Origin of the sequence: Oceanicoccus sp. (genome assembly GCF_029238675.1) — a bacterium.
Classification (GTDB): Bacteria; Pseudomonadota; Gammaproteobacteria; order Pseudomonadales; family Dasaniaceae; genus Oceanicoccus.
Genome location: NZ_JAQWFR010000023.1, coordinates 74,585 through 87,473, shown reverse-complemented (window position 1 = coordinate 87,473; position 12,889 = coordinate 74,585). Strand labels below are relative to the sequence as shown.

The 12,889-nt window shown below is 46.7% G+C and carries 12 protein-coding genes; 2 read left to right on the top strand and 10 right to left on the bottom strand.

Features of this window, described 5'->3' with window-relative positions:
* Positions 1-12: 12 nt before the first annotated feature.
* From P8H32_RS07740 to P8H32_RS07715, 6 genes are all read right to left on the bottom strand, one after another.
* Entirely contained in the window at positions 13-783 is a 771-nt protein-coding gene (locus P8H32_RS07740; protein WP_297293090.1) for a 3-hydroxyacyl-CoA dehydrogenase, read from the bottom strand.
* Between the two features lie 4 nt (positions 784-787).
* Positions 788-1,684: a 3-hydroxyisobutyrate dehydrogenase gene (gene mmsB / locus P8H32_RS07735; protein ID WP_301089060.1), complete on the bottom strand. Its 897-nt coding sequence runs from the start codon at positions 1,682-1,684 to the stop codon at positions 788-790.
* 39 nt (positions 1,685-1,723) lie between these two features.
* Positions 1,724-2,836, bottom strand: a complete 1,113-nt coding sequence (locus P8H32_RS07730; protein ID WP_297293088.1) for an enoyl-CoA hydratase/isomerase family protein — start codon at positions 2,834-2,836, stop codon at positions 1,724-1,726.
* A 138-nt stretch (positions 2,837-2,974) separates the two neighbouring features.
* Positions 2,975-3,751 (bottom strand): enoyl-CoA hydratase, encoded by a 777-nt coding sequence (locus P8H32_RS07725; RefSeq protein ID WP_297293087.1) that lies wholly within the window; start codon positions 3,749-3,751, stop codon positions 2,975-2,977.
* A complete protein-coding gene (locus P8H32_RS07720) occupies positions 3,748-4,908 on the bottom strand; it encodes an acyl-CoA dehydrogenase family protein (protein ID WP_301089059.1) in 1,161 nt (386 codons plus the stop codon). Before P8H32_RS07720 ends, P8H32_RS07725 begins: the two co-directional genes overlap by 4 nt.
* Before the next feature lie 35 nt (positions 4,909-4,943).
* Positions 4,944-6,353, bottom strand: a complete 1,410-nt coding sequence (locus tag P8H32_RS07715) for an aldehyde dehydrogenase family protein (protein ID WP_301089057.1) — start codon at positions 6,351-6,353, stop codon at positions 4,944-4,946.
* 236 nt (positions 6,354-6,589) lie between these two features.
* Between P8H32_RS07715 and P8H32_RS07710 the strand changes: the two genes are divergently transcribed.
* Together P8H32_RS07710 and gspD are read left to right on the top strand one after the other, a co-directional pair.
* Complete coding sequence (locus P8H32_RS07710; RefSeq protein WP_297293084.1) at positions 6,590-7,411, top strand: AraC family transcriptional regulator; 822 nt, start codon at positions 6,590-6,592, stop codon at positions 7,409-7,411.
* 86 nt (positions 7,412-7,497) lie between these two features.
* Positions 7,498-9,393, top strand: a complete 1,896-nt coding sequence (gene gspD / locus P8H32_RS07705; protein WP_301089054.1) for a type II secretion system secretin GspD — start codon at positions 7,498-7,500, stop codon at positions 9,391-9,393.
* Positions 9,394-9,566: 173 nt separating this feature from the next.
* On the opposite strand, the gene P8H32_RS07700 is transcribed toward gspD, so the two are convergent.
* Genes P8H32_RS07700 through gspL form a run of 4 tightly spaced genes read right to left on the bottom strand, consistent with a single transcriptional unit; the run spans position 9,567 to position 12,886 of the window.
* The gene (locus P8H32_RS07700; protein ID WP_297293082.1) at positions 9,567-10,094 is read right to left on the bottom strand and encodes a general secretion pathway protein GspB; all 528 of its coding nucleotides are present in this window, start codon (positions 10,092-10,094) and stop codon (positions 9,567-9,569) included.
* Complete coding sequence (locus P8H32_RS07695) at positions 10,095-11,069, bottom strand: AAA family ATPase (RefSeq protein WP_301089052.1); 975 nt, start codon at positions 11,067-11,069, stop codon at positions 10,095-10,097.
* 24 nt (positions 11,070-11,093) lie between these two features.
* Positions 11,094-11,600: a type II secretion system protein M gene (gspM, locus tag P8H32_RS07690; RefSeq protein WP_297293080.1), complete on the bottom strand. Its 507-nt coding sequence runs from the start codon at positions 11,598-11,600 to the stop codon at positions 11,094-11,096.
* Positions 11,600-12,886, bottom strand: coding sequence for a type II secretion system protein GspL (gspL, locus tag P8H32_RS07685; protein WP_301089049.1), 1,287 nt, complete (start codon positions 12,884-12,886; stop codon positions 11,600-11,602). Before gspL ends, gspM begins: the two co-directional genes overlap by 1 nt.
* Between the last annotated feature and the right edge of the window lie 3 nt (positions 12,887-12,889).

Sequence of the window (12,889 nt, the reverse complement as noted above, 5' to 3'; positions counted from 1 at the left end):
CGCGGTGTTCTCTTAACGAGGCTGCATCCGAATACCACCATCCATACGAATACATTCGCCGTTAATATAATCATTCTCAATAATGCTGGCGGCCAGCTGGGCAACCTCTTGCGGACGACCTAAACGCTTTGGATACAAGACACTGCTACTTAGTGCATCAATAGACTCCTGTGGAAAGCCTTGAAATAGCGGTGTATCAATTAAGCCGGGGGCAATGGCATTAACACGAATACCGTAGCCAGAAAGATCGCGGGCAATCGGTAAGGTCATACCAACCACCCCACCCTTGCTGGCACTATAGGCTGCCTGGCCGATTTGACCTTCATAGGCTGCAACAGATGCGGTATTAATAATAACGCCGCGGTTGCCATCTTCGTTGAGAGGTTCGTTCTTTGCCATTTGCTCGGCGGCCAAACGCAGCACATTAAAAGTACCTACCAGGTTAACATTGATTACTAAACTAAAAGTATCCAATGGGAATGGACCTTTTTTACCCAAGGTTTTTGCCGCAGGGCCAATGCCAGCACAATTAACACAGATATGAATCGCACCAAAGGTTGCCATTACATGATCAATACCCTGTTGGACTGAGGCTTCATCCACCACATTCACAGATTGATAGATAACCTTATCACCCAGTTCAGCGGCCAATGCACTACCCGCTTCTTCGTTTAAATCGAAGATAGCCGCTTTGCCCCCCTGGGACACCAGCTTTTCAATAGTTGCACGACCTAAACCTGATGCACCACCGGTGACGATAGCAACTTTGCCTGAAATATCCATGGTCTTACCTCGTTAATGATTTTCCTAATGACTCGATAATACTGGAGAAGTCTTTGCCGCCATTACCCTGTGATTGATGCGCGGTATAAAGGCTTCTGGCTAAAGCTCCCATTGGCGTTGCGGATTGAGTTTGCACCGCAGTATCCATGGCCAAACCTAAATCCTTACACATCAGGTCAACCATAAAACCAGGGTTAAAATCGTTGCTGGCGGGCGCTGTTGCCATCACACCGGGGTAAGGATTGTAAACTTCCAAGGTCCAGTTACGACCGGAGCTGGCCAACATAATTTCGGACAGTTTGGCAGCATCAAGGCCGTTATCGGTACCCAGGCGCAGCGCCTCAGAAGTACCCACCATTAATACCGACAACAACATATTGTTACAGACTTTAGCCACCTGCCCTGCACCGTGATCACCGGCGTGGAAAATATTTTTACCCATAGCGGCTAAAACAGGCTTCGCTTTGGCAAACGATGCTTCGGAGCCACCACACATAAAGGCGAGCGTACCCGCCGCTGCGGCTGCAACACCACCTGAAACCGGTGTATCCATAACGGCTATATTTTTTTCATTAGCGGCGGCAGCCACTTTGCGTGCCGTTGCTGCATCAATGGTGCTGGAGTCTAACAATAGTGCATCTGGCTTTACCGCACCCAGCAAACCATTGTCGCCCATATACACTCTTTCAACATGCTTACCTGCTGGCAACATAGTCACCACCACATCAGCATCCCCCGCCGCGGCTGCGGCCGTATCCGCTGAACTAGCGCCGGTATCAGCTAATTGTTTTACCGCCGCTGGTACTAAATCAAACACAGTCACTTTATGGCCGGCCTTAAGCAGGTTGGCCGCCATGGGACCACCCATATTACCCAGACCGATAAATGCAATTTTAGACATCGCTGTTCTCCATTAATCTGGCGTGATCAACATTAATTTCTATAGGTTTGCCAATGGATTGGTATCCCAGGGTGGCGTAATCATTTGTTCAAGCAGGCTTGAGGGGACATCGTTAACGGTATCAAACAACCAACGAGGCTGTTGGTCCTTATCAATCAACAAGGCACGGACACCCTCGGCAAACTCAGGATGACGAACGATATTGGTGCCCAGTATTAATTCAAACTGAAACACTTCTGCCAGAGTCATAGATTTAGCCTGTTGTAGTGCCTGATAAATATTACAAGCGCTTAGCGCAGAACCGTGAGCCAGCGCTGCAGCACCTTTATTCAGCCACTTATCATCACTCTGGTAGTTTTTAATAGCATCGACAATATCTGATAAATTATCGTAATCCGTCAGCTGCTGGATAATATCGAAGTGAGGCTCGATATTGGCTGCCGGCTTAGCAGCTTCACTGTCAGCGGACACAGCACTCAATAAAGTATCAATAGCGGCAGAATTACTCTCACTATTGGCACTCCAATCCAGGGCCAGTAATTGTTGAATAACAGACTCTTTACGTTCGTGTTCTACAAAGTGATCGCCATAACCTACAAACAGGCAATCTGTAGCATTCATCGAACCTGCAGTTAAAGCCAGGTACAAACCCGTGCGACCCGGAGCACGATTTAAAAACCAGCTACCCCCCACATCGGGGAATAAGGCGATGGTAATTTCTGGCATAGCCATTCGAGTTTTTTCAGTCACTATGCGGTGACGGCAGCCAGCCATTAAACCCAGACCACCTCCCATCACGATGCCGTGTCCCCAGCAGAGCATGGGTTTTTTATAGTCGTGAATCAGGTAATCCAATGCATACTCACGCCCAAAAAAATCTTCAGCGTATTGGCATGGGCCGCCGGGATTTTCTACCGCTGAGCGATAGAGTTTTTGCACGTCGCCGCCGGCACAAAAAGCTTTTTGGCCGGCGCCCTGCAACATCACTGCTACAATCTGGTCATCGTCTTGCCATTGCAGTAACTGGGCAGAGAGCAGGTCGACCATTTCGATGCTAAGGGAGTTTAGGGTTTTCTCTTCATTTAATGTAGCTACGGCAAATTGCTTGCCATTGGCTGTAGGTAGTGTTTCAAATAAAACGGGTGAAATCATGGTCTTTCCTGTGATCTTGCGTTTGTCATAGATAGAAGAAAAAGGGGGATGTTAATCCACTGCTGTCTCATAGTTTTTTACAAGCTGGCAACTAGATTGTCATTCCCACCTGCGCGGGAATGACGGGGTTTATTCGCCCTAGCGGTTTTTCCACTCAGGTTTGCGCTTTTCAACAAAGGCACTGACGCCTTCTTTTTGGTCTTCGCTATCCCACAGTTTTACAAACTGTTCACGCTCAATGGGGAATGCACTATTTAACGGCTGTGAACGGGCTGCCATAATTAACTCTTTACAGTAACGGACTGAGGTTGGGCTTTGTCCTTCAACTTTAGCTGCCAGCTCCAGCGCTTTTTCAACGACTGTACCGCTTCCCACAATCTCCGAGATCAGGCCAATGTCTAAAGCCTTATCGGTTTTAAGACGCTCGCCTAACAAAATCATACGCTTAGCCCATTGCTCGCCCACCAACCATGAAAGATGCTGGCTACCTAAACCACAAGGTAACAAGCCAACGGCAGCTTCAGGCAAAGCCATCTGGGCGTGTGCATCAGCAATACGCACATCACAAGCCAAAGCCACTTCCAAACCACCACCCATGGCATAGCCATTGATCGCAGCGATAGAAACACCGTTATAGTTGGTTAGTGTTTCAAAAGAACGACCAAAGGCATTGGAAAAATCAAAGGACTTGGCTTTATCGTTATGATCAAAGCGGTTTAAGTCAGCACCAGCAGAAAAGAACTTATCGCCGTTACCGGTAATGACCAGTGCATAATTATCTTTGTCGGCATTAAGGTCTTCAACAATATCAATCAGCTCTAACAGACTTTCTGGCGTCCATGTATGGGCTGGTGGATTGTTTAGTGTTAATAAAGCGATATGGCCTTTCTTTTCTAAAATTAATGCATCACTCATCGGATAATCTCCAGGGCACCTTCTATTAGTAAACGGCGAGAAATAATCACCCGCATGATTTCGTTAGTTCCTTCCAGAATTTGGTGCACGCGGTTATCGCGCACATAACGCTCCAGCGGATATTCTTTGATATAACCGTAACCGCCATGCAGTTGCAGGGCATCGTTACAAATAGTAAAGCAGACATCGGTAGCAAAGCGCTTGGCCATAGCACAGTATGTGGTGGCATCACTTTCTTTGTTATCCAGTTTAAAGGCAGCAAGTCTTACCATTTGGCGGGCAGCCACCAATTCTGTGGCCATATCGGCTAATTTAAATTGGGTATTCTGGAAACCGGCAATTGACTGACCAAACTGTTTGCGCTCCTGGCTATAAGCGGTAGCAGCTTCTAATGCAGCCTGGGCGGTACCGATAGAACAAGTAGCAATATTGATACGGCCACCGTCCAGACCTTCCATTGCAATATTAAAGCCCTGCCCTTCAACACCTAACAGGTTGGCTGCAGGTACACGGACATTATCAAAACTGATGGCCCGAGTTGGCTGGGAGTTCCAACCCATTTTTTCTTCTTTCTTGCCGTATTCAATACCGGGCAAGTCTGCAGGGATGGCAAAGGCTGAAATACCTTTTGGACCCTCATCTCCTGTCCGTAGCATAACCACCAGAACATCGGTCGCACCGGCACCAGAGATAAAAATTTTGCTGCCGTTAACAATATAGCTATCACCATCACGTTTGGCGGTACTCCGTAAAGAAGCGGCATCGGAACCCGAACCGGGCTCAGTCAAACAATAGGAGGCCAGTTTCTCACCGGGCACCAAATCCGGACACCACTGCTCAACAATCCCGGGCTGGCCATAGCGGGCAATCATATTAGTGGCCATATTATGTATTGTTAAAAAGGCGGCTGTAGAAGTACAACCCCTGGCCAACTCTTCAACAATAACACTGGTATCCAAACGCCCAAGGCCAAGGCCTCCAGCTTCTTCCGGGGTATAAATCCCCATAAAACCCAATTCACCGGCTTGCTTGAGTGCGTCTTTGGGAAACACATGTTCAGCATCCCACTGCGCTGCATTGGGTGCAAATACGCCCTCGGCAAATGAGCGAGCGGCGCTCTGGAAGGTAAGTTGATCTTCGCTTAAGTTAAAATCCATGGTTTAGCGACTCCATCTAAAATGAACATTAGGGGTTATTTTAGTTTGTCGATCACTGAGCCAAATAACTCTTCATCCACAGGCAATACTTTGGTGGTAGCCAAAGGCCTGGAAATCCAGGTTACGTTGATCAGATCTTGCCAGGTAATATTATTATTGGTGCTATTGTTGCCCCATGAGCCACAGCCCAATGAGAAGGTTTGGCGCATACCATTCCACAAGTTACCACTGTTTGATGGCGCCTGTGGCTGGTTAACCATAACGCGGGAGGTTTTGGTGTTAAGGCCAAACTTCAGGATATTTTCGTCGCTATTAGAGTAGATACCACAAGAGTGACCCTGCCCCTGATAAGCCTGTATTTTATTGGTTAAGGCAATAGCTCCATCAATATCTTTAACTTTGTAAAACGCCATGGTGACGGACATTTTCTCACCCGAGAAAGGGTGATCTTTACCGGCACCGGTTTCCGGAACAATGAGGAAGGTTTTGTCTTCTGCTACATCAAAACCCGCCATACTCGCCAAATTAGTTGCTGGCTGCGCAACGATACGTGGCGCAATATGCCCGTCTTCCCAGATGGTGTTTTGCAGTTTTGCTTTTTCATCTGCAGAAACAATATAACCACCTTCCGCTTGCAGCTTCTCTAGCATCTGGTCATAGACGGACTCTAATACAATAACGGAGTTATCTGAGGAACAGGAAGCCGCTAAATCCAAAGTTTTAGAAATACGAATTTTTTCTGCCGCTTCATCAAGGTCAGCCGTATCGTCAACGGTGATACAGGCATTACCCGCACCTACACCCAAAGCCGGAGTACCACTTGAGTAAGCCGCTTTCACCATCGGTGCACCACCGGTGGCCAATACGCGGTCACACTGTTTCATTAATTCGTCAGTAGTTTCCAGCGCAGGTGTTTCAATGGCGATCACCAGGTCTTCAGGCGCACCCATCTTTTTAAGTGCTTCACGCATCAGATCACAGATCATTTTATTGGTCAGTTTTGAACGCGGGTGTGGCGCGATAATAATGGAGTTACGACCTTTAACTGCAGAGATTGCTTTGATGACTGGCGTCGCTTCAGGATTAGTACAGGGGGTTAAGGCACCCACAACACCTATCGGCTTGGCGATTTTGACCAGGTTGCGCTCTTTATCTTCTTCAATAACACCCACTGATTTATCATCAATAATGTCATATAAGGCAGAACGGGTTTTGCGATTAATCTTAAGGAATTTACCTTCGTAGTTACCCAGCTGAGTTTCATCAATAGTAAATTGGGCAATCTTTTCAGACACCTCTTGTTGGGCGACAGACCACACCATGGCCGTGATCAACTCATTCACCTGCTGCTGAGTGTAGTTTTCAATTTGAGCTTGTGCGGCGCGTGAACGGGCTATTAATGCAGCTACTTCTGCTTGTGGATCAATAGTCTGGTCGGTAGTCATAATCGGTGTTCCTTAAAAGTTCAACAGGGCTCCCTTGGCGAAAGCAAAGGTAGCACAGCTAAGGAAAGGCAAGAATTGATTTAATTGCGGAAATAATGGACTATATTGCGATGTTAAGATCCAATGAAACTAGCAACAAAAAAACTTTAACCCTTAAATATCAATAACTTAAGATGACCATCACTTCACAATGGCCACTCTCTCGGGACGGAATCAGGTTTATAGTACCTGAATTTATGGTGAATTCCCTCGCCGGTCACCCGCTTACCCGGGATTGCTACCCTGTAGCGATGGGTTACTACCCCAACGCCTTTGGGCACCGCATGGAAAGGGAGCAACACCAGGACCATCTGTTGATCTACTGTACCGATGGCGAAGGCACGGTTGATGCGGGCGATACAACGCTCACCATTCAAGCCGGTGATATTCTGGTGCTACCCAAAGGCACCGCCCACCAATACCAGGCCAGGCCCAATACGCCCTGGAGTATTTACTGGATACACTTTGCCGGCCAGTTAAGCCATCTGTTTTTAGAACCCCTTATCAATGAAGAGCAAACACTAACGGTATTAAGTCCCGGCGCCCATACCAAAATCGTTAGCGACTTTGAAACTCTGTTAGAGGTGCGCCAGACAGGCTATAACCAGCGCAATTTTATCCATGCCAGTAACCTGCTTAAGCAATTGCTGAGTTATCTTAGTGCCAGCCACCCTAAAACTAAAACCCGTGAAGGGCTTCACTTTGATTTGGATGCAGTGCATGCCTTGATGCAGGAGAAATTACACGGGCAGCTGGCACTGGAAGAGCTGGCCGAGAAGGTTAACTTATCCAAGTACCACTTCTCGAGTAAGTACAAGGCAATTACCGGCCAGTCCCCTATCCAACATTTTATCCATCTTAAAATGGAGCACGCCTGTTTTTTGCTGGATATATCCGGCAATAATATTAAGGCGATTAGCCGTAACCTGGGTTATGAAGACAGCTATTATTTTTCGCGTTTATTTAAAAAAATTATTGGCGTGTCACCCCGCCAATACCGGCAACTAAAACGAGGCTAAGCGACTGATAAACCAACAAAAAACTTAGCTAAAACTGAAGACTGAACTACACTAACAGCTACGCAACAACAGAAACCGTCACCAGCATGACCGACAGCCATAGCATCCGCTTTAAAACACTGCTCAGGGTATTAACCCTGCTAACGGCGCTGTCAGTAATACTCCCCCTACAGGCACAACAGTCACAACAGTCACAACAGGCCGAACAAGAATTACTGACCATCAATATGCGCGATGCCGATATTGGTGCTGTGATTCAATGGATTGCTGAACAAACTAATAAAAAGATTGTTGTAGACCCAAGGGTCAAAGGCAAAGTCACCGTATTAGCTAACCAGGCGATGAATGCCGAGCAAGCTTATCAAGTCTTTTTAACCACGCTGGATGTCTATGGCTACGCCGCCTCAGAGTCCGGGGGGATTTTGCGGATATACCCTGCCGCACTCAACAAAAATGCACCGCGGGATTTGATCGCCAATTTTGACCAGCTTGGCGGCGGCGAACAGATTATTTATATCTTCCAGGCCAGGCAGGTTTCTGCCATCAAACTGGTTGAATTATTAAAACCGCTGTTACCCGCCACTGGCCATATTGCCGCCTACCCTGAAAGCAACAGCCTGATTATTGCCGACGAGTCCGCCAATGTGAAAAGACTGGTGACCATGGTCAAGCAAATTGATCAGACCGGAGATTTTGATATTGAAGTGATTAAACTCAATCATGCCGATGCCCGAAATGTTGTCGGCTTAGTGTTATCGTTAACGCAAAGCGCAGCGTCTCCCAGTTTTTCAATTACCAGCGATGAACGCTCTAACAGTTTGTTAATGACGGGCGACCCCGCCACCCGCAATCGCGTCAGCCAACTGATTAAGCAATTAGATAAACCCATCACCGATAGCGGCAATACAAGGGTGGTTTACTTACACTATCTGGATGCCGCCGAGTTACTGCCTATTCTGCGCGGCATGGCCACGGCTATGGCAGAGGATAATAAAAATGCGGAAGCTAATAGTTCTATCAGCATTGAAGCCAGCGAGAGCTCCAATGCCTTAATTATGACCGCCCCACCCTATATTCTGGAAATGATGGCCGATGTGATTGCCCAGGTCGACATCCGCCGAGCGCAGGTGTTAGTGGAAGCGATTATTGTTGAGGTCAGCAAAGACTTCTCACAAACACTGGGTGTTGAATGGAATACCAGCCTTAACCGTGATGACGGCGTCGAGGCTATTACCAATTTTGGTCTGAAGTCTGCCGACGAAGATGGCGTGCTATCGCTGATAGGCTCGGGATTAAATCTGGGGTTTTATCGCAATGGCAGTTTACGCGCCCTGGTGCAGGCGGTAGCCAATGAGAATGATGCCAATATATTATCAACGCCCTCTATTATGACCCTGGACAATCAAGAGGCTGAAATTTTAGTCGGCTCAAACGTGCCGTTGATTACCGGTCAAAGTACCGGTTCCTCCTCAAGCACCAACGATCCATTTACTACAATTGAGCGAGAAGATATTGGCCTGAGTTTAAAAATCACTCCGCAAATTAATAGTGGTGATGCCATTACACTGGATGTGTTACAGGAAATTGAAACGATCTCAGAAACCAGCGCAAACACCAATGATATTGTCACCAATAAGCGCAGCATTAAAACCAAAGTGATTGTTGAAGACGATAATATTCTGGTGCTTGGTGGTTTAATTTCTGACGATGTTCAACAAATTGTCAGCAAGGTGCCTATTCTGGGTGACATGCCTTTGCTAGGCGCTTTATTTAGGACCACCACAGATAAGGTGATCAAAAAAAACCTGATGGTATTTATCCACCCGGTAATTTTAGATTCTGACGAAGTGGCTATAGAGCTTAGCCAAAAGAATTATAATTTGATGCAGGACTTACAGAAGAAATATAACAGTGGGGATTTTTCTGCAGAGGATGTTAATCTTTCTGACTTTATTGAGTACACACCTCGCAATAAACAATAAGCCTTTTTTAAGGAGCGTCATTCCGCCCCTTTCCTGTCATTCCCGCGAACCTGTCATTCCCGCAAACCTGTCATTCCCGCGAAGGCGGGAATCCAGCCTGCATGCTCATGCTGTTATTTCCGCTAAAGCGGAAATCGACAGCGCTGGGTTCCCGCCTTCGCGGGAATGACGGGTTACCAGTTCTCTACCACGTTAATAGCAAACCGGTGTTGGCCCTGCCATTGTAAAACCACACCCTGCGGGGTGATAGACTCAAGCAATAAACCTTCAGATACATTATCCCCTTCACGAACTCTACGCTTGTTAATAATGATCGTGCGCCTTGCAGGATTATCAGAATAAACATGAAAGGAAAAAGTCAGGGCAGGAATCGCCTGCTGCACAGGGTCAGGCAACTCAGAAAACTCAGCGATATAGCTGGAGAGTTCTATCTGGGGAGTAACATCCGTTACAAGTTGTGGCTCAACAATAGCTGGTACCGCCGCCACCGGTTCTGCGTCCGGAATCGGTTTATTATAAAAATACCAACCCCCTGCCAACACCATAGCCCCTGTAATTAACAGCAATAACACAATCAGTACACTGCGTTTACCAGCATGTTTATTAATCAGGTGAGGACGATGTACCGTCTGCAGGCTGGGCCCATTATTTTGCTGGCGCTCCTGCTCTGACTTTTTTAAGGCATCTAAAATATACGACATCTAACCCTCTTGCGAACCTCGAATAATAGAACCACTGGCACTTGGGGCTTGTATGACGTCATCCGGTGTCGATTCAGCAGGTTTATAACTTTTAAAAAACACCGATGTAGAAACAATCACAGCAGCCATAACCAGGGAAAACCATATTGGCTTCCAATTAAAACCCTGCTCAGCAGGAAAAACTTCTTTAGCGGCATTGGCAACAATTTTAGCGCTAGCCTGGTCTTGATTGCTGGAATAAACCCCCAACAGAGTACGGTCGCAAATTAAATTGATTAAACGGGGCACACCTTTACTCAATTGGTAGATTTTATTAATCGCCGGTGCAGGGAATAATTCCGAGCGACATCCCGCCACTGAGAGGCGGTGCTCGATATATTGAATAACTTCAGGCTTGGATAAGGGCGAAAGATGATAGCGAGCGGTAACCCGCTGCGCTAGCTGGCGCAACTCAGACTTAGCCAATAAATCATTGAGTTCCGGCTGCCCCAGCAAGACTAACTGCAACAACTTTTTCTCATTAGTTTCAAGATTGGTCAATAAGCGCAATTGCTCTAACACATCGACTGACAGGTTTTGCGCTTCATCAATAATTAAAATGGTATTGCGGCCATCCGCATGGGCATCCAGCAAATAGTGATTTAGCACGTCGATAAGGTCTTTACTGGTCATGCCCCTGTCATAATCAATACCCAGGTCATTAAATATAGATTGCAGGAGTTGGTTAATACTTTGTCTGGGGTTAATAATAAAAGCGACATCCGCATTATCCGGTACCTGCTGTAACAGGCAGCGGGATATGGTGGTTTTACCGGTACCGACTTCACCGGTAAGTAGCACAAAACCACCCTGGTCCCCCACGCCGTATATTAAGTGCGCCAAAGCTTCGCGATGCTTATCGCTTAAAAATAAATAACGGGGATCTGGCGCTATCGAAAACGGCGCTTCGGTAAGCCCAAAGTACTGCTGGTACATCAGCTAAAATCCTTATTCATTGCATTACCCTTGCAGAACCAAACGTACGTTCACCAAACCCTTTTCTTGCTGGCGCTCAACGGTAATTTCATTAACGCTAATACCGTATTTTTTATCCAGTCGCTCAAGCCACATAATCAGGTTATTAAACGATACATTTTCTAACCATAAACTTAAGCCCGAGTCGCCCACAGGTTGGTAGCGCTTAAAACTGAGTTGATAAGATTTAGACGTGCTATTGGCAATGCCCAATAATGACTGCCCCGGATCGCGCTTAGCCCGCTGCTGACTAGCTGCTGCAAAGGCGCCTTTATTGGCTTGCATCCAATGATAGGACTCCAGGCTGCTGCGATAGTGTTGCTGCGCATCCTGCTGGTATTGATTGGCGGGCAATAATAAACCGTAGATAACAAAGATAACGCCAAAAAAAAGCGCCAAACCTTTAATCGCCAACTGGTCACGGGGAGAAAAAGCGGCAAAGCGCTGTTCCAGTTGCTGATAGAGGGCACTGCTTTTTACTGAAGCCAACATTATAAACTCCTGATCACAAGGCGACCCATTACTCGGTCGTCTTGCTCGGTAGCGGAATTAATATCAACCTCTAAGCCGGACTGGGCCAAACTTTGTTTTAACTGATCCAATTGATCTAAGGATTTGCTTTGTACCTGAAATTGCAAATCACCGCGACCACTTTCATAACGCATCTGCTCTACGGTTAGAGCCGCATTGTTAGCATTTGAAAGCTGGCCTGCTGTTTCTGACAGCAGCGGTAAGAAATTACTGCCAGTAGTTGTTGATGTGCGCTGCAAATGATTCTGCATTTGTTTTTTGGGGCTTACTACCCGGCGCTCGTTGGGGAATATTTCTTTATATAAATTTACTGCGTCCGCATCCAGTTGCACAGCTTTATTATCAAAATACCAACCGCTAGTTAGGGCAAACACTAAATAAACAACACCGCTAATTGCCGCCACGGAAGCTGCTAAAGACCATGACTGCGACGCGCTGCTGTTACCGGATTTAATCGCATAGCCGCCCTGTAATAAATTTAACGGAGGAATGGTCTGGTGAGCAGCGCTGTTAGCCAATATATCCGTAACACTTTCCTGGTAGCCGATGGCTTTTAATTCGTAATCACTGCACTCAGTCTGGATATACTCCGTTATCTCAGTAAGGGATTCGGGTTCTTCAGAGGAGTGCATCAAAACAATATTAGGCCGCAGCAAAACATCATCCGCATGTTCGTGCTGCTGCAATACACTGGCAAAAAACCATTTAAAATCTTCCGCCTGAATAACCATACCTGCATAAGCACCACTGCGTACCATAACGCGGTCATCATCCAGCAATAGCGCTATGCTGTTTTCCTGGTAAGGAAGGCATAGACTATCAACCACAATTTGGGATGCCGTTATAGCGCAGGAATGCAGTTGGTCCAGCCAGTTAATTAATAGCTGGTGCTCAACCACCGCAACGTCAATTTTTGGGGAGGTGGCAGAGAAATTGTCGGGGATAGCAATATGGACATTTTCAATATCATCAGCAATCAACTCCTCGACCATAAACGGCAAGGCTTGTTTGATTTGACGCATTTGACGGGAAGGTATTGAGGTGCTGGTTAGCAATAAGGATTCAGCGGGAACAATCACTGTAACGGTGTAACTGACAGAATGATTAGCGACGACTTCATTAAGACTTTGCAGTGATGAAGTATCACTGGCCACCGAGCGGCCAACGGAATCATATAAATCCCAATCAAGCTCTGACGCCCCCGTTAAGGTGCTTTCGAGTAGCCGTATGATCAGTTGATCGCTCATAAC